Here is a 21,103-nt window from a genome sequence, read left to right on the forward strand (position 1 = left end):
TATTCCAAACTAGCCAATATGTTTTCAAGTCAGGACGGACTCTTTGAGTTTTATCGTTTTCCAGCGAGTATTCAGAGGAGTATCTATACGTCGAACCTCATTGAAAATAATAATAAAGGATTAAAACATCATGCGAAGTTAAAAGAACAATTCCCAAACGAGGCATCACTGGAACGATTTGTTTGTACATATTACAGTGACTATAATCGAAAGCAAGCTGCTCGAATCCATTTAGGGTTCAATGCGGCCGAAAGTGATTTAGTGAATATGTTTGATAATCCTAATCGGTAAGAACAGCCTAAAATGCTTGCAGGAACGTTTACACATTTATCTTGACACTATCTCAAATTAAATTTTTAACAACATAAACAATTTATTATATAAAATCATCTTTATTAAATGCTTTTCTCTCTTATATGATACTGGTATAAAAATGCATCAATAATTTTTCATAAAAAAATAAAAGGAAATAAATATTTTTATCTCCTTTTATTTTGTATTACAAATGCAGTACCTATAATTTACAAAAACATACTTTCTTGTATTGTATTTTCAATTAATCGGCATCTCGCCATCCAGTCATTTGTGCTGCTAATTTGATTGCTTGTTTTGTCGAATTTGTATTGGCAATACCCTTTCCTGCTATATCAAATGCCGTACCATGTTCTGGTGTCGTAATTGCATACGGGAGTCCCCCAGCCACTGTCACACCTTCTTCAAAAGCCTTTAATTTCGTAGCTATTTGTCCTTGATCGTGATACATGGTAATCACTGCATCATATTCTCCTGCAAATGCATGTCTAAAGATAGTATCTGCCGAAATAGGTCCGACTACATTTTGCCCTTTAGCCTGCAAACTTTTAACTACGGGCTGTAATATTTCGACTTCTTCTGTTCCGCAAAGTCCGCCTTCTCCATTATGTGGATTCAATGCAGCGATTGCAATACAAGGATTATCATACCCTGCTTTTTTCATTGTAAAATAAGTCAAATCTATTGTTTTCAACACGTTTTCTTTTGTAATATATTGAGGTACTTCTTTAAATGGTATATGTGTTGTAACTCGAAATGTCCATAATCCATCCATAACGTTTAAAATTCCATGTGGCTTATCCATCCAATTCAAGCATTGTGCAAACAATACATGCTCATCCTCTACATGATATCCCCCACGTTTATATGCTTCTTTATTGAGTGGTCCAAAAACAAATCCTTCAATTTCATGTTGTTTTAACAACTCCATTGAATATACCAATGCATCTCCCGTTGCTTTTCCGGATATAGAATTAATTTCTCCCATTTTTAATGTTTCCGGATCAAAGTTTTTTAAGTCCAGAATGGAAACAGGCCCTTCCCAGTTAATTTCCTTTACATGACTTACACGAACAAATGGAAAGTCTACTTTAGCTATTTTCTGCCCTAATTGCAGTACGCGTACATCTCCTATCAAAACCGGACGGCAATATTCCTGCACCACTTTTTCTGCTACGAGTTTAGCAATAATTTCTGGACCTACTCCAGCTGCTTCTCCTAAAAATATTCCTAAAATTGGTTTCATTTTTTTTCCTCCTATTATGTACAAAATAATTATTATTCGAGATTCAATTCATCAGCAATCTTCATCTCCGGATTAACTTTTAACCATAACAATGCACCTATAACAAGGATTGAAGATGCAACCATAAATGGATAAATCCATGAACCTGTGATTTGCAAAACAGCTCCAAAAACAAGTGGTGATAAAGCAGAACCAATATTACCAATAGTATTCATAAAACCAGAAATAGTTCCCGCATAATCATTTCCAATATCAAGGCAAGTTGCCCAATATACCCCAACTGCCATTTCCAGTCCAAACAAAGAACAGGCCATAAAAAACACTGCCATATATGCAGATTCAGTAAGTGCGCCCGGAATCATAAACGCCGCTGCAATACACATCCCAGACATAGGTACAATACGGCGTGCTAATTTTCCATTTCCAGTTTTTTTCCAAATTTTATCAGAAATAATTCCACCTAACGTATCTCCCACAGTACCCGCCAATAGGGGAATACTGGCAAAAAATCCCATATGCAGCAAATCAAACCCACGAGCCTCCACTAAATAACTAGGCAGCCACGTCATAAAAATCCATACTGTATAACAATATGTTGGATAACTCAGACACAAAAACCATGCATTTTTACTTTTCAATAATTGTTTAAATTTAAGTTTTGGCTTAGATTTTACAATTGTGTCCTTCGCTCCTTGAATTTTATCAATTTCAATCTGATTGATCCCGCCCCACTTTTCCTTATATTCTTCCGGTGTATCTCGAAACCAAAACCACCAAACACCTGCCCAGATCAAACCAATAACAGAAAAAATTTCAAAGCATGAACGCCACCCCCACAACGACATAATAAATGCCGCTATCATTGGGGTAACGGCACCACCAAAACGCGAAAATCCGTGTGTAAGTCCTTGTGCAAACCCACGTTCTGTGGCTGGTATCCAATGAGCCAACGCACGAGTAGCTGAAGGGAAGGCCCCACCTTCACCCAACCCAAACATAAGTCTAACAATTACCAAAGATGCGGTATTCCAGACCCACGATGTAGCAACCGTAAAAACAGACCACCACGTAACAATAATAGATAGTGTTTTTCTAGCACCAAACTTATCACAGAGCATCCCAACTGGTACTTGTGAAATTGCATAGGTCCAAGAAAATACGGAAAGAACTATACCCCACTGCATTTTATTCAAACCAAATTCTTCCATCATAAAAGGAGCTGCTATTGAAATATTTACACGGTCTAGATATGTAATTAAATAAATTAGACAGATTACAAACAATACAATAAAACGTTTTTTAGTCGGTTGTTCCTTTTGTGATACTTCTAAGGGATTATCAAATTTTCTTGATATGCAGTCTTTTTCTTCTAAATTTTCCGCTACGTTATTCATAATTCCTCTCCATTTCAATTAATAATAAATTAGCTTAATTTATATTGCATATTGCTAAAACAATTTTTCCATACTTCAATAAATTAAAGGTTGTAATCAATTGAACCTAAAGTACAAATAATGATGCATTAAATTATGCTTCCATTGCAATGTTATTATTTTGACGTCTTATTTATTTATATGCAATAATTGTGCCATTGTTATTATATATATGTTTTATAATTATATTATCAATACTATATCTACATATAGTATATTACTATAAACGTATACGCTATATATCATATGCATTTATAGTAATTGCTATATGTTTTTTATTGTTTTATATTATTATTTTATTTTTTTAGAAACGCATTGTTTCAATTGTTTCATGCAATACGTTTCGAGAAACATATTGTTTATTTTATTGCAGTAAAATATTTACTTTTATAATTTATTGTAAAATGAAGTTACCACACACCATTAAACAATGATTATCTTATGTGGCAACAAAAGATGTCTATGTAGCAGAGGATGTTTCTCAACACTATGAAAACGAAGAACCTATTCCAAACCTTATGGCAAGTATGATAAAACCATTACCGTCATAAGGGAATAAACGCTGTTTTTAACAGCGTCTTCTGAGGAAATGTCATCACCAGTTACTTTGGGGAAAGTCAGTTTTAAAACCACGTATAATGGGATGTATCAAGGAAAGCTTGCTTCGATGGCTTCAAGCCGTGGGAAAAACAAAAGTTATTTTGCTACTTTTGTAGAACGAAAAAGTAGTCTGCATATAGTTCTAAAAATATCTGACCGCGTTTCTCCCAGTATGCAAAAAGCGATTGAATATCTCTGCAGCGTTTTACCATTAACCTCTTAAAAAAACAGCAACGGCAGACAGAGGCAAAAGTTTTCTTGTCATGAAGCAGTAAAAGAAAAATCAGTAATAGACAAAAAACGGAACATCCAACTAATCGGATGTTCCGTTTATGACAACTCTTTTCAAAACTTGAAAAATTTCATTTTACAGCGGTAGTCCGGCTCCCTATTGCCCGCTGACGGACCTTGCAGAATTTCTGCCGTCTATCATTTATGATCCAACGCCTGTTTTCCCGCCTTTAATACCTCAATAATACGATCCACATCATACACGGTACCTTTCCATGTACCTCCGCTTACATCCTGCAGTGCCGCCCATAATCGGGTATCATCCGGCAAGTCTTCATCGGGATGTATATCCGGATTGTTTTCCCGCGCTGCCAGTACCGTCGCTCCTTCTTCATACGTCAGCTTCTTATCTGCTGTCCCGATAAAATTCAAGCTTCCTTCCAATTTATTTAAATCTACTATGATCTCTACTATATCCCCATCCCGCAGTTTCCCTATCGGCCCTCCTGCCAAGGCTTCCGGCCCTACATGGCCAAAACAAGCTCCTGTCGATACGCCGGAAAAACGGGCATCGGTGATAAGGGAAACATGCTTTCCAAAGGAAAGATGTTTTAAGGCCGATGTCAATTGGTATGTTTCTTCCATCCCCGTTCCTATCGGTCCGGCTCCTAACACGACCATGATATCTCCCGCTTCTATCGCTCCTACCTGCTTCAATGCTTTGATTGCTTCTTTTTCCGATGTAAATACCTTTACTTTTGCCGTATGACGGAATACATGATCGGCGTCAATGACACTGGGGTCTATCGCTGTAGATTTTACTACGGATCCTTCCGGTGCAATATTCCCCATCGGGAAGGTAACCGTTGAGCCGATCCCTTTCGCTCTGGCCTGTTCCGGACTGAAGATAACATCATTTGGATCAACATGATCTACTTCTTCCAAATGCTTCCGGCATGCGGCACGCCGTTCGGATTGTTCCCACCAGTCCAAGTTTTCTCCCAGCGTGCTTCCCGTTACCGTGAGTACTTCTTCATGCAGCAGTCCCAATTTGCGCAAATGCAGCATAACTTCGGCTACTCCTCCTGCCATAAAGGCATCTACCGTGGGATAATTCACCGGTCCCATAGGCAGTACGCTTACCAATCGGGGCACCTCTTTATTGATTCGTGCCCAATCATGTACCGTCGGCCGTGTACATCCCGCGGAAAACGCAATCGCCGGTAAATGCAGCAGCAGATTCGTGGATCCCCCAAAGGCAGCATGTATTACCATCGCATTTTCAATTGCAGCATCCGTTAATATATCTTTCGTTGTAATTCCCTTGTTTTTCATATCCAACGCCGCTATCGCCGATTTCCGTGCTATATCTTTCCATATATTCTGCCCGGATGGCGCTAACGCCGAATGAGTTAAAGCAAATCCCAGCCCTTCTGCGATAACCTGCGAGGTGCCCGCAGTGCCGAGAAATTGACAGCCGCCGCCGGAGCTGGCACAGGAGCTGCAGCCGATACGCAGCGCATCTTCAAATGACAATTCGCCATTGGCATACCGTACCCCTATCGTCTGTACGGTTCCCAAGTCTTCTCCCTTAGTAGGCATGATCGTCGATCCACCGGGAACGATAATCGTCGGCAGGTTGTGCATACTAGCCAACGCCATCATCATAGCCGGCAGTCCCTTATCACAGGAAGCGATCCCGATTACTGCCTGTCGCGTCGGAATCGATCGTATCAGCCGCTTCATCACTATCGCCGCATCATTCCGGTAGGGAAGTGAGTCAAACATTCCCGTCGTTCCTTGTGTCCGTCCGTCACAGGGATCGGTCACATAGGCCGCATGCGGGACTAATCCCTGCTCCTTAATGGCATTCGCTGCCGCTTTTATTTGCAGGTCCAGTTCAAAATGCCCCTGATGCAATCCGGTAGCGATCGTATTGCCTTCATCATCACGCATACCGCCTTTAGTGCTCATGATCAGAACATCGCCGTTGGCCAATGTTTCCGGGTTCCAGCCCATTCCCGCATTTATGGTCATCCCAAATACATTGCCGCTGGGAGATTGTTTCAGCAATTCCGGCGTAAGCGGCAGCACTCCTTTCGGTCCCTCTGCATGGGTAACAATCTGGTATAGTTCGCTTGAATCATTCTTATATAATGTCTCTACTCCCATAATTTCCTCCTTGTAACTATATCTCACTATTCATATAGCTAAAACATAAAATTTCAATTATTATCTGATGAAAACATACTCTTCTGTTAATCAGACAGTTTTTTGTAAATAGTATATCTTTCTTTAGCTTTTTCTTCAGCTTTAGAAAACAACTTTTCTGCTACTTCAGGGAATGTTCGTGTCAATGCAGCATACCGGGTTTCTCCCATCAAAAACTCACGGAAAGAGCCTGTTGGTTCTTTGGAATCAAGTATAAATGGATTTTTTCCTTCTTTAATTAAGTCGGGATTATATCGATAAAGATGCCAGTATCCACATTCAACAGCTTTTTTCATTTCCATCTGTGAATATCCCATACCTTTAGACAATCCATGGCTAATACAAGGTGAATATCCAATAATAATGGAAGGCCCGTCGTACGCCTCTGCTTCTTTAATTGCTTTAATTAATTGTGCCGGATTAGCTCCTAAAGCTACTTGTGCAACATAGACATGGCCATACGTCATAAACATACGCCCTAAATCTTTTTTATTGTACCGCCGACCAGCTGCAGAAAATTGAGCTACCGCTCCCAACGGAGTTGCTTTGGAGGATTGACCGCCCGTATTTGAATATATTTCTGTATCTACAACAAAAATATTAACGTTCGCATCGGTTGCCATAATGTGATCTAATCCGCCATAACCAATATCGTACGCCCAGCCATCCCCACCAAAAATCCACACGGTTTTCTTCGCAATATGTTCTTCATGTGCCAGTAAATATGTCTGAATCACACCAGCCTCACCATCTAATTTTTCTTTTTTCAATTCATTGAGAAAAGCCTCGCTGATTTCTTGGGTAACTTCTCCTTCGTTTTTGATTCCTACCGAATTTATCCATTGCTGTGCAGTGTCCTTAAGGGGACCTTCAACCATAGGTAAAACTTCCTCAACCTTTTCTTTTATAGCATCTCGTTGCTGCATCAAAGAAAGATACATCCCCATACCATATTCCGCATTATCTTCAAACAATGAATTTGTCCAAACTGGGCCATGTCCACTTTTATCTGTTGTAAAAGGAACGCAAGGAAGCGCTGAGGCCCACGCTTGGATACACCCAGCAGGGCTTACTAAGTACATGCGCGGCCCAAAAAGTTGTGTAAGAAGTTTCATATAAGGAGTTTCTCCACAGCCTGCACACGCTCCAGAAAATTCCAAAAGAGGAGTATTAAATTGACTGCCTTTAACGCTGAATTTATTTAACGTTGTCTTTTTTTCCATTATAGTTTGTGCATAATTCCAGTTGTCGGCTTCTGTACGCTGTGTTTCCAAGGGTTTCATAAGCAATGCTTTATTTTTAGCAGGACACACGTTTACACAACTGCCACAACTGTAACAATCTAACGGTGAAACCTGCATCCGGAATGCATATTGATTTATATCCTTAGTATTAGCACTTTTAGTTATAAAGCTATCAGGAGCTTTTTTCTGTTCGTCTTCATCAAGAAGATATGGGCGAATAGCCCCATGAGGACAAACCATAGAACATTGATTACATTGAATGCAGTTATCCGGAATCCACTGCGGAACATCAACTGCAATACTTCGCTTTTCATACTTTGATGTAGCTACCGGATATGATCCATCTACATAAGGAAGAAATTCACTGACTGGAATGTCATCTCCCTTTTGACTATTGGAGGGGATAGCAATTTTTCTGACAAATTCGGGAAGTGCAGAATCAACCGTATCTTTTGCAATGTGATTTAACTGATTCCAGCTGTCTGGAATACTAATTTCTACAATATCTGATACGCCTCGGTCAACCGCTGTCTGATTCATAGTTACGATTTTTTGACCCTTAGCTGCATATGTTTTTTGGATTGCTTCCTTCATATACTTAACTGCATCATCAATAGGAATAACGTTGGCTAATTTAAAAAAAGCTGCTTGGAGAACCGTATTTGTTCTGCTTCCTAATCCAATTTCTTTAGCAATCTTTGTTGCATTAACAGTGAAAAATTTAAGATGTTTATCAGCTATTTGTTTCTTTACACTATCGCTGAGTTGATTTTCTAATTCTTCTGCATCCCAGCTGCAGTTTAAAAGAAATGTACCGCCTTCTTTAATTTCACCAACAATATCATATCCGTTAATATACGCTTCTTTATGACAAGCAACAAAATCTGCCTGTTTTACATAATAAGTAGAACGAATTGGTTTCTTGCCAAAACGCAGATGAGACTTTGTAACGCCGCCAGATTTCTTCGTATCATATTCAAAATAAGCTTGCACATACATATCCGTATTGTCACCAATAATTTTAATCGAATTCTTATTGGCTCCTACAGTACCATCAGACCCAAATCCCCAGAATTTGCAGCTTACGTTTCCTTCAGTCTGCAGTTTCATTGGTTTAATTTCCAAAGACAAATGAGTCACATCATCATGAATTCCAACCGTGAAATGCTGCTTAGGCTGCATTGTTTCCATATTATCATATACAGCTTTAATGTGAGCAGGTGGAATATCCTTTGATGATAATCCATAACGTCCAGCTAAAACACAAATATCAAGACCTGCTTCTTTAACAGCAGAACATATATCTTCATAAAGCGGTTCTCCAATTGCACCCGGTTCCTTCGTTCGATCAAGAACCGATATCTTCTTTACAGTTTTTGGTAAAGACGCCCAAAAATGTTTTAGTGAAAATGGACGGAAAAGGTGAACTTGTAAATAACCAACTTTTTTCCCTTCTTCAATTAAAGCATCTACGGTCTCTTGAATCGTTCCAGTTACAGATCCCATAGCAACAATAATTTGCTCTGCATCAGGGGCTCCGTAATAATTGAATAATTTGTAATCACGTCCGGTTAATTTGCTAATTTCATCCATATAATTCTGGACAATATCAGGCAAATGGTCATAATGCCCATTAATAGCTTCTCGATTTTGGAAGAAAATATCCGGATTGTTAACGGCTCCGCGAATTGTTGGATGGTCCGGATTGAGAGCATTATGTTTAAATTTATAAAGTGCATCATAATCTATCAAATTTTTCAATTCATCATAAGATAACATTTCCACTTTTTGAATTTCATGCGAAGTGCGAAATCCGTCAAAAAAATGTAAAAAAGGTAAACTTCCCTTAATCGCAGATAAATGGGCAACACCAGCTAAATCTACAATTTCTTGGACACTTCCGCTGCACAGCATCGCCCATCCCGTATTACGACACCCCATAACATCAGAATGATCACCAAAAATAGACAATGCGTGAGAACCTACTGTTCGAGCTGCAACGTGAAGAACTGCCGGCTTGCATGTTGCTGAAATACGATGCATGACGGGAATCATCAACATTAATCCTTGAGAAGCTGTATAAGAAGTTCCTAGTGAACCTGCTTCCAAAACACCATGAAGAGCCCCAACCGCTCCACATTCAGCTTGCATTTCCATTAATCTCACCGGTTGTCCAAAAACATTTTTTTTACCTTGTGCAGACCATACATCAACATGTTCCGCCATCGGTGATGATGGCGTAATAGGATAAATTGTTGCTACTTCTGTAAACGCATACGATATATATGCCGCGGCTTCATTTCCATCCATTGTTTTTGTTACTCTTTTTGCCAAAATAAACATCTCCTTTAATACTTCTGCTGAATGAAATTATCACTATATTTTTAAGAAAAAATGTATATATACTATATCAGTCTATATCCATATATGCTCCTGCCATACCTGACACTGCTAATTTCGTATATATTTTTAATATTCCCTTTTTAGGTTTTAATGTTGGCAATTTCCAGTTTTTCTTCCGATTGATCATAATTTCACTAATTTCATCAGGTGTTTTATGTACCCCGGCAACACCCACAATATTCAATGCTCGATTTGGAATATCTATTTCAATCAAATCATCGTTTTCTATTAGTGCAATCGGCCCTCCTTCAACTGCTTCCGGTGATACATGCCCAATACATGGACCACTGCTGGCCCCCGAAAAACGTCCATCGGTAACGACAGCCACTGACTTATTAAGAGTGTCATCATAAATAATAGCATCAGTTGTCATATGCATTTCTGGCATACCCGAGCCTTTTGGTCCTTCATATCGAATAACAACAACTGTATCCGGTTGAATGTGCCGTTTAATCACTGCATCATACGCAGCTTCTTCTGAATCAAACACCGCAGCTTTACCAATGTGATGCTGCATAGATGATACGGTGGCAGAATATTTGATAACCGATCCATCAGGAGCAATATTTCCTCTCATAACAGCAACAGAACCATACATAGTTGCTTTTTCAGGTGGAGTAATAACATCTTCCGGATTAATGCCAAATGTCTGTAAATGCCCTTGGCAGCGAACAAAATAATCATCTTCCCATAATTGTTCTAAATTTTCTCCCAAGGTTTTTCCTGTACAAGTCATTACATCCAAATCCAAACAATCGCGAATTAACCATTCAACCATAGGAACTCCGCCGGCCATCCAAAATAATTCACCTACGTATTTTCCATTAGGTTGGACATTAACTAAGTGTTTAACTTTTCGGTTTATTTCATCAAATATATCTGGTTCTATAGTAATACCTAATTCATGCGCAACAGCAGGTAAATGAATAAATGCATTAGTACTGCCGCCTAATGCCGCATGTACTTTAATAGCATTAATAAATGCTTCCTTAGTTAAAATTTTTGAAGCTGTAATACCTTTTTCTGCCAAATTCATGACAGCTAATCCTGCTGCCCTGGCATAATGTTTAATTTCGCCAAACATAGCCGGCATTAACGCAGTTCCCGGCAACGCCAAGCCTAAAGCTTCCGACATACATTGCATCGTACTTGCCGTTCCCATAAATTGACAAACACCGCAAGTTGGACACCCTGTCAATTTATAATTTCTCATTTCTGCTGCCGTCGCCTCGCCTCGTTTATCTTTTGCCGTTAAACGGCCGCAAAGACCAGCAGTTGTTAAATTAGGTCCGCTATGCTGTGATCCACTAGGAATATGTACTGTCGGCAAATCTAATCTTGCGGCAGCTATTAAATGTGCGGGTACCGCTTTATCACATCCTGAAAGCAGAATAAGTCCATCCCAAGGAATAACATTTCCATGAATTTCAACCATATTAGCAATTACTTCCCGTGAAGGTAAAATATAATTCATTCCATCATGGCCTTCCGCCCAGCCATCACAAATATCGGTCACATGAAATTTTGCAGGCCGGCCGCCTGATTCAAAAACACCTACACAGGATTCCTTACTAAGTGTATCTAAATGGTAGCTTCCCGGATGACTTTCTCCTTGAACATCATCTACTAGGATTTGAAGTTTATCCAAATCTTTTTCAGACCAATTCATCGCTAATTTTAATGCATCCACTTGAGGCCATATTTTTCTAGTTTGTTTACTCTTCTGTTCTATCATTTTGGTCTCCTCTCAAGCTATTAAATCATTCAATTTATACAATACTATTCAACCTATATAATTAATTAATTTAACGCGCCATCCAGCCGCCATCAACAACAAGAATACTTCCATGAACATAACTAGCAGCTTCCGATGCTAAAAACACAACCGCTCCGCCTATCTCGCCGGGATTACCATAGCGCTGCGCGGGGATGCGTTCTAAAATCTGTCGATTACGAACTTCATCATTAATTAAGGCCGTATTTAAATCAGTTACCATATAACCGGGAGCAACAGCATTAACATTAATATTTTTTGAAGCCCATTCATTAGCTAATGCTTTTGTAAGCTGCGCAATAGCCCCTTTTGCTGCTGCATATGCAGGTACTGTATATCCACCAGAAAATGATAACAGGGACGCCATGTTAATAATTTTTCCCTCTCCGCGATTGATCATACGTTTACCAAAGGCTTGGCAGAGAAGAAATGTTGCCCGCAAGTGCACTTGCAGTACTAAATCCCAATCTTCTATAGGAAATTCTTCACAAAAATGTCGACGTTGAATTCCTGCATTATTAACTAAAATATCAACAGGACCGTATATACGTTCTAATTCTGCAGCCAAAGGTTCTGCATTATCCAACTTACCCAAATCACATTGATAGCTATAACATTTTCTGCCAAATTGCTCAACAAGTTCCCTTGTTTCTGAGCAATCAGCTTTTGTTTGGATGGAAATAATATCTGCACCCGCTTTGGCTAATGCAACAGCAATGCCCTGACCTAATCCACGTCGTCCACCAGTAACAACAGCTAACTTATTTTCTAAAGAAAAAGATGACATATCCATTTCTATTCTCCCCTTTATGATATATTAATATTCAAATATTTTCCCTGGATTTAAAATAAGATTGGGATCTAACGCTTGTTTTATAGTTTTCATCATCTGAAGTTCAACAGGATTTGTAAACGTCTTCATTTCCTTAATTTTCTTAGCACCTATACCATGTTCTCCAGATAAACAGCCCCCAAGACGATATACAAGACTATATAAATCTTGATGGTATTGTGGAACAATTTTTTCATTCCATGTATCAATTGGGATATCCATCTTCAACGCATTAACATGAATATTTCCATCACCAATATGTGCTGACGTTGTCGTAGCAACACCATATTTTTTTTCAATTTTTGGTAGTTCATGCATAAGATCCGCAATTTTATCTATAGGAACTACAATATCTTCTGCAATAAAAACTAAACTATCACTTCTAGCTGCTTCTCCTATATTTCTGCGTGCTGACCAAATTCGTTCATCTGCAACCAAAGATTTTATCGCACCGCCTGCCATGCAAATTTCATCAGCTGTTGCTACTTTATTATCCAAATCATCTTGATAGAAAGATTCTATTGTTACAATAATATATAATCCTTCTTCATGAGAATATGGCAGTTTTGTTTTAAGATATCTCTCCGTGCTCTGAATTCCCTTGTTATCTAAAAACTCAATTGCTGTAGGTGTTACTCCCGCTTTAATCAATTTATTAGGAATACTTAAGGCTTGATCTAAATTTTTAAAAATAGCCAGCATATCAAAATGATATGGATATACAGGTCTAAGTTTCATCGTCAATTCGGTGATAATTCCCAGCGTTCCTTCTGACCCGGCCATAAGTTTTTCTAAAGCATATCCTGTTGTATTTTTCGCTAGCCGTTTTCCCACCGTTACAATTTCACCCTGAGGTGTTACCATTTGAATTTGATAAATCTGATCCCGCGTTGTCCCATATTTTATAACACGGCTTCCTCCCGCATTAGTAGCTACGTTCCCGCCAATTTGGCTGCTTTCACGGCTGCTGGGATCACCAGCATACACTAATCCATGTGCTTTAACGGCTTTTTGAAGATCATTAGTAACAACTCCGGCCTGAACTACCGCATAAAGAGCATCTTCATTAATTTCTACTATCTTGTTCATCCGGTCCATCACTAGTACTATGCCATTATAAATAGGAATTGCCCCACATGCCAAGCTGCTTCCGCCACCTCTAGGTGTAATAGGTACTTTATACATATTAGCTAACTTAACAATTTCTGCAATCTGAACCGTTGTTTCTGGAAACACAACCACTTCGGGAGTATGAAAATAAATAGAATTTGCTTCTTCATCCGTTTGATATGTTTTTAGTTTTTCTGCATTGGTAGTAATATTATGCACACCTAGTATATCTGTTAACTTTTGAATTAATTCTGGACTTACTTTATTATACTGTTCCATGAGTTGCCCCTTCCTAAAAATTTATTCAATAATTGCACCATAGTGAGCGGACTTAACAAGACGTGAATATACCGATAAATAGCCGCCTTTGTTTTTAATTTCCGGCTGAATCCATGCTGCAAGTCTTTTATCTAATTCATCCTTTGGTATATCCAAATCCAGACGACGATTGGGAATGTCTATTATAATCGGATCACCATTTTTAACGACCGCTATAGGACCACCCTCTGCCGCTTCCGGAGAAATATGACCTATAAAACCGCCTTTATTGGAACCTGAAAAACGTCCATCTGTAATGAGAAAAACCGATTCAGCAATACCATACCCCAATAAAAGTTCTAAAGGTGTAAACATTTCCCGCATGCCGGGACCGCCTTTAGGACCCTCATAACGAACAACTATAATATCATTTGCTTTGATTTCATCATCATAAATCGCTTTAGTCAATGCTTCTTCACTATCATATACTTTTGCCAGTCCCCTTAGCGTCTGACGTTCCAATGGAATTGCTGCCGGTTTACAGACACAAGATAGCGGTGCTAGATTTCCTTTAAGGATAGCTAACCCACCATCCTGACGATACGGTTTGCTAATAGGATGAATCACGTCTGCATTTAATATTTTAGAATCACATATATTTTCACCTATCGTCTTCCCTGTTACAGTAATGGCATCGGAATGCAATAAATGAGAAATTTGATTCATTACAGCCGGAACCCCGCCCGCCTCATAAAAATCAACCATATCATACGGACTTGCCGTCATAAGAGAAGCAATATAAGGTGTTGTACGGCTTAACTGTTCAAAATCTTCAATTTGAAAATCAATCTTGGCTTCATGTGCAATTGCTAAAATATGCAAAATAAGATTCGTAGACCCGCCAATAGCCATTCCTAAACGAACCGCATTTTCTAAAGAATCACGCGTAATAATATCTCTGGCAGTTATCCCTTCCTTAACCATTTCAACTATACGGTGTCCTGATTCTTTCGCTACCTGCATCCGTTTTGAATCTACAGTAGGAATAGCTGCACTTCCGGTAAGAGACATACCCATCCCTTCCGCAAGACAACTCATGGTATTGGCAGTGCCAATCATTTGACATGACCCCGGAGTCGGACAGGCAACATGTTCGACTTCATTTAATTCCTCTTTTGTTGCTTTACCGGATTTAAATTTTCCAACATATACTGAACTTTCGTTAACATCAATATCTTTGCCTTTATATCTCCCTGGATACATAGGACCGCCATTGACCATAATTGCAGGTAAATTTAGACGAGCTGCCGCCATCAAAAGACCTGGAACAATTTTATCACAAGAACCGAGCAATACCATGCCATCTAACATGTGGGCCTGCATCATAACTTCAACGCTGGAAGCAATTATTTCTCTTGACGGTAAAATATAATGCATTCCATTATGTCCCTGTGCAATACCATCACAACAGCCAATAGAGCCAAATTCTACAGGAGTTCCTCCTGCTGCATAAATACCATCTCTCACATATTCTGCTATACGCCGCAAATTAAATTGTCCCGGACAAATATTGTTCCATGTATCGACAACTGCAATAAATGGTTTTTTAAAATCATTATCACTATACCCCATAGAACGATACAATCCACGAGCTAACGCTCCTTTTTCTTGATCTCCCAAAAACTTTTTACTCCGCCATTCCATAACCTTCACCTCTCCTAATTTATTATTTGCAAATATTAAATTATTGTATAGTCCAGCCTCCATCAATAACGATAGATTGTCCCGTCATATAATTCGATGCATCCGACGCCAGGAATACAGCCGCACCAGAAATATCATCAGGTTCCCCAAAACGCCGCATAGGAATCTTAGCAATAATATGATTAAATACTTTTTCTTGGTGAAGTTCTTCTTTATTAATTGATGTAACTACATATCCTGGACAAATAGCATTTACTTGGATATTATATCGTGCCCATTCCAAAGCTAACGCTTTGGTCATCTGCAAAACGCCCCCTTTGGCAGCACAATAAGGAAGAACTTGTTTTTCTGCTACAAGTCCCAACATAGACGCTATATTAATTATCTTTCCATGATTTTGTGTTATCATAACACGGCCAGCTGCCTGTGAACAAAAAAATACGGATTTAAGATCTATATCAATGACTCTATTCCAGTCCTCTTCCTTCAATTCTTCTGCTTTTTTTGTTACAGCACTCCCTGCATTATTAATAATAATATCTAAATGTCCAAAAGTTTCTACTGTTCTATCAATTAAATTCTGTACTTCCGTTTGGATCGTGACATCCGTTTTCATTCCAATCGCTTTAATATTGAATTGTCCTAATCGACTCGCTGCTGCATCGCATTCATCTTGATGTCGACTGGCAATAACAACAGCCGCTCCCGCTTGTGCTAATCCTTCTGCAATACCCCATCCAATGCCTTTTGTTCCACCTGTAACAATTGCCACCTTATTGTCCAGTTGTAATGTATTAAACATGGCCTTCCTCCATTTATATTTTAAGAACTTTCAAAAAAGACATATATTCATGTTCAATCACAATAAGCCGCACCATTAATATCAAGTATTTCTCCAGATATATACTTAGCCTTAGGACTAGCAAGGAAAACAATCGCTTCTGCAACATCTTCTGCTTTCCCAAAAGTCCGCCCTAAAGGAATTGTCTTCACAAGTTTTTCACACATTCCAGTATCCCATACACTTGTCATATCTGTTGCAATCGGCCCCGGCGCTACTGCATTCACACGAATGCCATAACGAGCTCCATAGGTTGCTGCAGAAATAGTTATATTCACAATAGAGGCTTTACTTGCTGAATAATCTACACCGACTGCCCCGGCTCCTGTTTTAGCTGCAATAGACGCCGCGTTGACGATAACACCTTTGGTATCTGTTCGTTTCATAGATTCTATGACTTGTTGAGTAATATAAAAAGTTCCAAAGGCATTAACATTCATAACTTTATTCCATTGCTCCGGAGTTACTTCATTAAACTTTGTTGTTGTACAAATTCCCGCCATATTAATCAATATATCAATATGTCCAAAACGATTTTCTATTTCTATAACTAATTTTTTTACACTTTCTGAATCAGTTACATCAACATACGCACCCGTTGCCATATATCCGTCTGCACTCAATTGTGCTGCATATGCTTCGCACTTATCCAAAAACTGACTGGCAATAAAACAATGCGCCCCTTCCTTGCAGAACTTTTTAGCAGCAATACTTCCAATCCCTTGATTCCCTCCCGTAATTAGAACAACTTTGTCTAAAAATTCATTCACATTAGCACCTCCTATTGTTACAATACATAATGAAGTATTAAAATTTAGCACTTTTTATATCTTCTGGCGCGTTTATATTGTGAATTGTATCACAATCGATTGCTTAGTTTTAATCCCCTGCCTATGAAAAATTCTCTAATATAGACAAAAATGGCTCTAGAGACCACGTCTGCAGAGCCATTTTTATCTACCAAATATATTATATTGTCTCTCACCATAACGATGCATGATCCAAAAAACATATTATCTAGTAGATATTTTTTAATGACAAGCTGCACATACTGACTTCTTGTCAATTGCAAAATTGAAAACCTACTATTCTACTTATTTTTGACCTTCATCAAAAAGATCAACTTTATGTTCATATTTTTTGCACATGCCATATACAATAACAGCACCAAGAAGAACGCTGGCGCCTAATAAAAGCAGGCCTCCCATAAATGTACCAGTAGCCGTACGAACATACCCAACAGCTGTAGGTCCAAAGAAACCACCCAAATTGCCAATAGAGTTAATAACAGCAATCCCGCCAGCGGCTGCCGGGCCAGTCAAAATCATAGCTGGAACAGTCCAGAACAATGGAATCGCGCTGAACATGCCAATAGCGGCAATACACAGGAAGAACATAGTCAATACAAAATTATTACTAAAATAAGCACTCAGAAGTAATCCTGCTGCCCCTGCAATTAAACAGCCTGTAAGATGCCATTTTCTTTCATGATGATTATCAGAGCTTTTACCAATAATCGGAAGTGCAATAGCAGCACAAACAAAAGGAAGCGCTCCAACAAGACCGATTTGCCAAGCCGGCAATCCACTCCACGCATTAATCATCTGTGGAATCCACATATTCAAACCATAAACGCCTTCACAAATAGCTAAGAAATACGCAAGGCCTAATATCAAAATGCTGGGATGTAATAAAGCTTGAATAATACTATAATCTTTATTGGCCCCCTTAATAGCTTCCGCTTCTTGATTCATTTCATTTATCAGCCACTGACGTTCTTCTTCCGTTAACCATTTTGCATCAGCTGGTGTATCCGTTAAATAATATAATGTAACAATGCCTAAAATAACGGTAGGAATACCTTCAGCTACAAACAACCATCTCCAGCCCGAATATCCTAACACTCCGTCCATAGAACCAATCAGAAAGCCAGAAACAATAGAGCCAACAACCAAGGCAATCGGCTGCGCCAAATTAAAACGAGATAAAGCAACGCCTCTATGACGAGTAGGGAACCAATTACCAATGTAATAAATAACTCCCGGGAAAAAGCCAGCTTCAGTTGCACCTAACAAGAATCGCATAGCTAAAAAGCTGTTTTCACCTTGGATTAAACACATTAAAGTAGCAACCAAACCCCAAGAAACCATGATTCGAGCAATCCAGCGACGAGCACCAAAACGTGCCAAACACAAATTGCTAGGAACTTCAAATAAGAAATATCCAATAAAAAAGAGTCCTGCACCAAATCCAAAGACAGATGCTGTCAAACCGAGTTCCTTATTCATTGTCAAGCCCGCAAAGCCAAGATTTGTTCTGTCAATATAACATAGACAAAAAACAAGTAACAAATACGGCAAAAGACGTCGACTTGCTTTGCTCATAGTACTTTTTTCAAGCGCTTCGTTCGACAATTAAAAACACCTCCACACAAAATCATATAATTTATTGTACTTACATATAACATTTCTGCCTAACTACGATTGAATCTTTATATGGTGAAACAAATATAAGAGCATACTATAAAATAGTTCAACTGCCTCCTTTGATATATTATTTTATACACTTATATCTAACACGTTTATCCTAAATTAGATGTTGCAGGGATTGCAATACATAATCTACTAATTTTTCTTTTTCCACAGGCCAATAATTAATAGATTCATTGGTCACTACTACAGAAGGGATAAACTCACCTTTTTTGAGACAACCTGTAGGACAAGCATTCAATAAAAGCCATCCGTCTACTTTTTGACTCTCATCCATACAAAATACTATAGATGGATCTGATTTCTGCACTTCCGATAAAAGGGCACGCATATCAATATAGGGATTGCAATTTCCACAAAATTTAACGCCTATAACCATGATTTCTTCTTCAGTCTACCTTTACACCCGCAATGCGAAGTGCCATTTTTTTCTTGTTCTCAAGATTCGCGAGTTTAGAATACATTACTTCCTGTGCCTGCGGAGATCCTGCACCATGCATGCTTTCAACCAGCGCTGTTCCCCCAGTCATATTTTCAATTAATCGTGCTACTCGCAGTCTGTCTTCCGTCGCTACCCCTTTGACTCCTTGGAAATATTTTGTTACATATTGACCTATTTCAGGATCACGAAGATCAGATTCTGACGGCAAAGTTGCAATAAAACCTCCTGCAAGATCTTGCGCAATACGATCAATCTCATATATATACCTAGTTACATTATGCTTACCTACATTAGCAAGCAAAGGATTTACAAAACAAGAACCACAAGGAAGCTGATACCCTTCAGCAGAACAAGCAATGGAACAAGCATATAACGTTTCCGTTAAATGAATCATTTCATTTAGTTTTGATTTCACGTGGCTAGCTTTACTATATCCACCCATATCAGCAATTGCAGCCGTTGCGCCAATTACAATATCGGAAACACCACTCTTACATCCACCATAATTTTGACGGTGATAACTAGCAAACCGATTTACCAACATACCTGCAAATTCGGTTTCACCACACATGAAAACTCGTTCCCACGGAACGAAAACATCATTAAGAACCGTCAAACACTCTCCCCCGACAATACCGTATTTAGCATTGCCTTGATCAATTTCCCCTTCCATTTTACGGTCATCATTTGTTTGACGGCCAAAAATATGGAGAACCCCGGGAGCATCAGTAGGTAAAGCACAACAAACAGCATACTCTGCATCTTCTGGTTTCATACTAATAGTTGGCATAATCAACATTTCATGAGAATTTACCATACCCGTAGCATGTGCTTTCGCCCCGCGGATAACAATACCTTCATCCGTCTTTTTTACAACATGAACAAATAAATCCGGATCTGCTTGTTGTGAAGGTCTTAAACTCCGATCACCTTTAGGGTCTGTCATAGCTCCAGAAACCATAAAATCTGTTTTTTGAATATACTCTAAAAATTTCTTGAAACGATCATGATATTGAGTACCATGTTTCTGATCTATTTCGTATGTTGTCGCATACGTAGCATTCATTGCGTCAAACCCAACACATCTTTGATAGCAAGTTCCCGTTTTTTGAGAAATCATGCGCAGCATTTTTACTTTCTTTAATAAATCATCTACATTTTGATGAATATGAGTAAACCGATTTATTTTTTTCCCTGTTAAATGAGAAGTTGTTGTCATTAAATTTTCATACACTGGGTCATGCGCTAAATCATATGTTAATGCCGCAGAAGCAACATGTCCCCGAATAAATGGATGATCTACTAACTCTTGCGCAGGAATTTGTTTTCCTTTTAAATATACTTTAATTTTACGTTTACGAAGACTCTCTATATACTCCTGTCCAGTCATCATTTTGTATCAAGCTCCTTTATATTGGTATAAATGATTTATCTTTGCCGTACTTGTTTACTATACGCTTTAATTCCTATATGTGAATCGAATCGTATATATATGTTCTTATTCATATATAAGTATCATATTGTATATGCGAACTATGTATTTATTATAATTCCTATTTTTTATTACGTCAATGTATTTACTTTATTTTATGTATATTATTTTGTAAACGTTGATTGAGAAAATAATTTCCATATATATTTTTTCCGCTAATAAATTTATTTATTAAAATACATTCATTTTAATAGTTTTTACAAGCATTTTCATAGTCAATATCTTATTTTAACCCATAGTTTTGCTTAAATTAAATTGCTATTTTTCTATATATTCTCGATCTGAATAATTTTTTTTTCTTATTAGCTATGCAAATTCAGTAATCTACACTCAATTATTTATTTTGCCTATTTATACAAAAACTAATTAGTTATTATTTCTACCACTTATTTTAGGTTTAGATAATCGGATAGAGTACAATTAAGTTCGCAAAAGTAAAAAAAGGAAAAAGCCATCAAAACTCCGAAAAGGTAAGTAGCGA

14 protein-coding genes are annotated in these 21,103 nt (G+C 38.3%); 1 reads left to right on the forward strand and 13 read right to left on the reverse strand.

Annotated elements, in window-relative coordinates:
- Positions 1-291 (forward strand): transposase (locus tag BLR11_RS12275; RefSeq protein ID WP_176762982.1); only part of this gene is annotated, 291 nt, incomplete at its 5' end.
- Between the two features lie 265 nt (positions 292-556).
- Here BLR11_RS12275 and BLR11_RS12280 read toward each other — a convergent pair.
- The 13 genes from BLR11_RS12280 to BLR11_RS12340 form a co-directional block, all read right to left on the reverse strand.
- Entirely contained in the window at positions 557-1,558 is a 1,002-nt protein-coding gene (locus tag BLR11_RS12280; RefSeq protein ID WP_091652577.1) for a PdxA family dehydrogenase, read from the reverse strand.
- 32 nt (positions 1,559-1,590) lie between these two features.
- Complete coding sequence (locus BLR11_RS12285; protein WP_091652580.1) at positions 1,591-2,952, reverse strand: MFS transporter; 1,362 nt, start codon at positions 2,950-2,952, stop codon at positions 1,591-1,593.
- 1,068 nt (positions 2,953-4,020) lie between these two features.
- The gene (locus BLR11_RS12290; protein ID WP_091652582.1) at positions 4,021-5,994 is read right to left on the reverse strand and encodes a YjhG/YagF family D-xylonate dehydratase; all 1,974 of its coding nucleotides are present in this window, start codon (positions 5,992-5,994) and stop codon (positions 4,021-4,023) included.
- Positions 5,995-6,080: 86 nt separating this feature from the next.
- On the reverse strand, positions 6,081-9,611 hold the full coding sequence (gene nifJ / locus BLR11_RS12295) for a pyruvate:ferredoxin (flavodoxin) oxidoreductase (protein ID WP_091652585.1): 3,531 nt from the start codon (positions 9,609-9,611) through the stop codon (positions 6,081-6,083).
- 76 nt (positions 9,612-9,687) lie between these two features.
- The gene (gene ilvD, locus BLR11_RS12300) at positions 9,688-11,415 is read right to left on the reverse strand and encodes a dihydroxy-acid dehydratase (protein ID WP_218118812.1); all 1,728 of its coding nucleotides are present in this window, start codon (positions 11,413-11,415) and stop codon (positions 9,688-9,690) included.
- A 70-nt stretch (positions 11,416-11,485) separates the two neighbouring features.
- Positions 11,486-12,247, reverse strand: coding sequence for an SDR family oxidoreductase (locus BLR11_RS12305; protein WP_176762984.1), 762 nt, complete (start codon positions 12,245-12,247; stop codon positions 11,486-11,488).
- Positions 12,248-12,271: 24 nt separating this feature from the next.
- On the reverse strand, positions 12,272-13,675 hold the full coding sequence (locus BLR11_RS12310) for an FAD-binding oxidoreductase (protein ID WP_091652588.1): 1,404 nt from the start codon (positions 13,673-13,675) through the stop codon (positions 12,272-12,274).
- 21 nt (positions 13,676-13,696) lie between these two features.
- A complete protein-coding gene (ilvD, locus tag BLR11_RS12315; protein ID WP_091652591.1) occupies positions 13,697-15,358 on the reverse strand; it encodes a dihydroxy-acid dehydratase in 1,662 nt (553 codons plus the stop codon).
- A 40-nt stretch (positions 15,359-15,398) separates the two neighbouring features.
- Positions 15,399-16,160, reverse strand: a complete 762-nt coding sequence (locus BLR11_RS12320) for an SDR family NAD(P)-dependent oxidoreductase (RefSeq protein WP_091652593.1) — start codon at positions 16,158-16,160, stop codon at positions 15,399-15,401.
- A gap of 53 nt (positions 16,161-16,213) precedes the next feature.
- Positions 16,214-16,969, reverse strand: a complete 756-nt coding sequence (locus BLR11_RS12325; protein ID WP_176762985.1) for an SDR family NAD(P)-dependent oxidoreductase — start codon at positions 16,967-16,969, stop codon at positions 16,214-16,216.
- Between the two features lie 324 nt (positions 16,970-17,293).
- Positions 17,294-18,613, reverse strand: coding sequence for an MFS transporter (locus BLR11_RS12330; RefSeq protein ID WP_091652599.1), 1,320 nt, complete (start codon positions 18,611-18,613; stop codon positions 17,294-17,296).
- Positions 18,614-18,785: 172 nt separating this feature from the next.
- Positions 18,786-19,067, reverse strand: coding sequence for a hypothetical protein (locus BLR11_RS12335; protein ID WP_091652601.1), 282 nt, complete (start codon positions 19,065-19,067; stop codon positions 18,786-18,788).
- Between the two features lie 10 nt (positions 19,068-19,077).
- Positions 19,078-20,523 carry a 4-hydroxyphenylacetate 3-hydroxylase family protein gene (locus BLR11_RS12340; RefSeq protein ID WP_091652604.1) on the reverse strand — a complete coding sequence of 482 codons (1,446 nt, stop codon included), beginning with the start codon at positions 20,521-20,523 and terminating at the stop codon, positions 19,078-19,080.
- Positions 20,524-21,103: the final 580 nt, after the last annotated feature.

The organism is Megasphaera paucivorans, from assembly GCF_900103535.1.
Taxonomy (GTDB): Bacteria; Bacillota; Negativicutes; order Veillonellales; family Megasphaeraceae; genus Megasphaera_A; species Megasphaera_A paucivorans.

Excerpts from the sequence above, each read along its gene's own strand:
- BLR11_RS12280 (WP_091652577.1), bottom strand. The coding sequence starts at position 1,558 with ATGAAACCAATTTTAGGAATATTTTTAGGAGAAGCAGCTGGAGTAGGT.
- BLR11_RS12285 (WP_091652580.1), bottom strand. The coding sequence starts at position 2,952 with ATGAATAACGTAGCGGAAAATTTAGAAGAAAAAGACTGCATATCAAGA.
- BLR11_RS12290 (WP_091652582.1), bottom strand. The coding sequence starts at position 5,994 with ATGGGAGTAGAGACATTATATAAGAATGATTCAAGCGAACTATACCAG.
- ilvD (WP_218118812.1), bottom strand. The coding sequence starts at position 11,415 with ATGATAGAACAGAAGAGTAAACAAACTAGAAAAATATGGCCTCAAGTG.
- BLR11_RS12305 (WP_176762984.1), bottom strand. The coding sequence starts at position 12,247 with ATGGATATGTCATCTTTTTCTTTAGAAAATAAGTTAGCTGTTGTTACT.
- BLR11_RS12310 (WP_091652588.1), bottom strand. The coding sequence starts at position 13,675 with ATGGAACAGTATAATAAAGTAAGTCCAGAATTAATTCAAAAGTTAACA.
- ilvD (WP_091652591.1), bottom strand. The coding sequence starts at position 15,358 with ATGGAATGGCGGAGTAAAAAGTTTTTGGGAGATCAAGAAAAAGGAGCG.
- BLR11_RS12320 (WP_091652593.1), bottom strand. The coding sequence starts at position 16,160 with ATGTTTAATACATTACAACTGGACAATAAGGTGGCAATTGTTACAGGT.
- BLR11_RS12335 (WP_091652601.1), bottom strand. The coding sequence starts at position 19,067 with ATGGTTATAGGCGTTAAATTTTGTGGAAATTGCAATCCCTATATTGAT.
- BLR11_RS12340 (WP_091652604.1), bottom strand. The coding sequence starts at position 20,523 with ATGATGACTGGACAGGAGTATATAGAGAGTCTTCGTAAACGTAAAATT.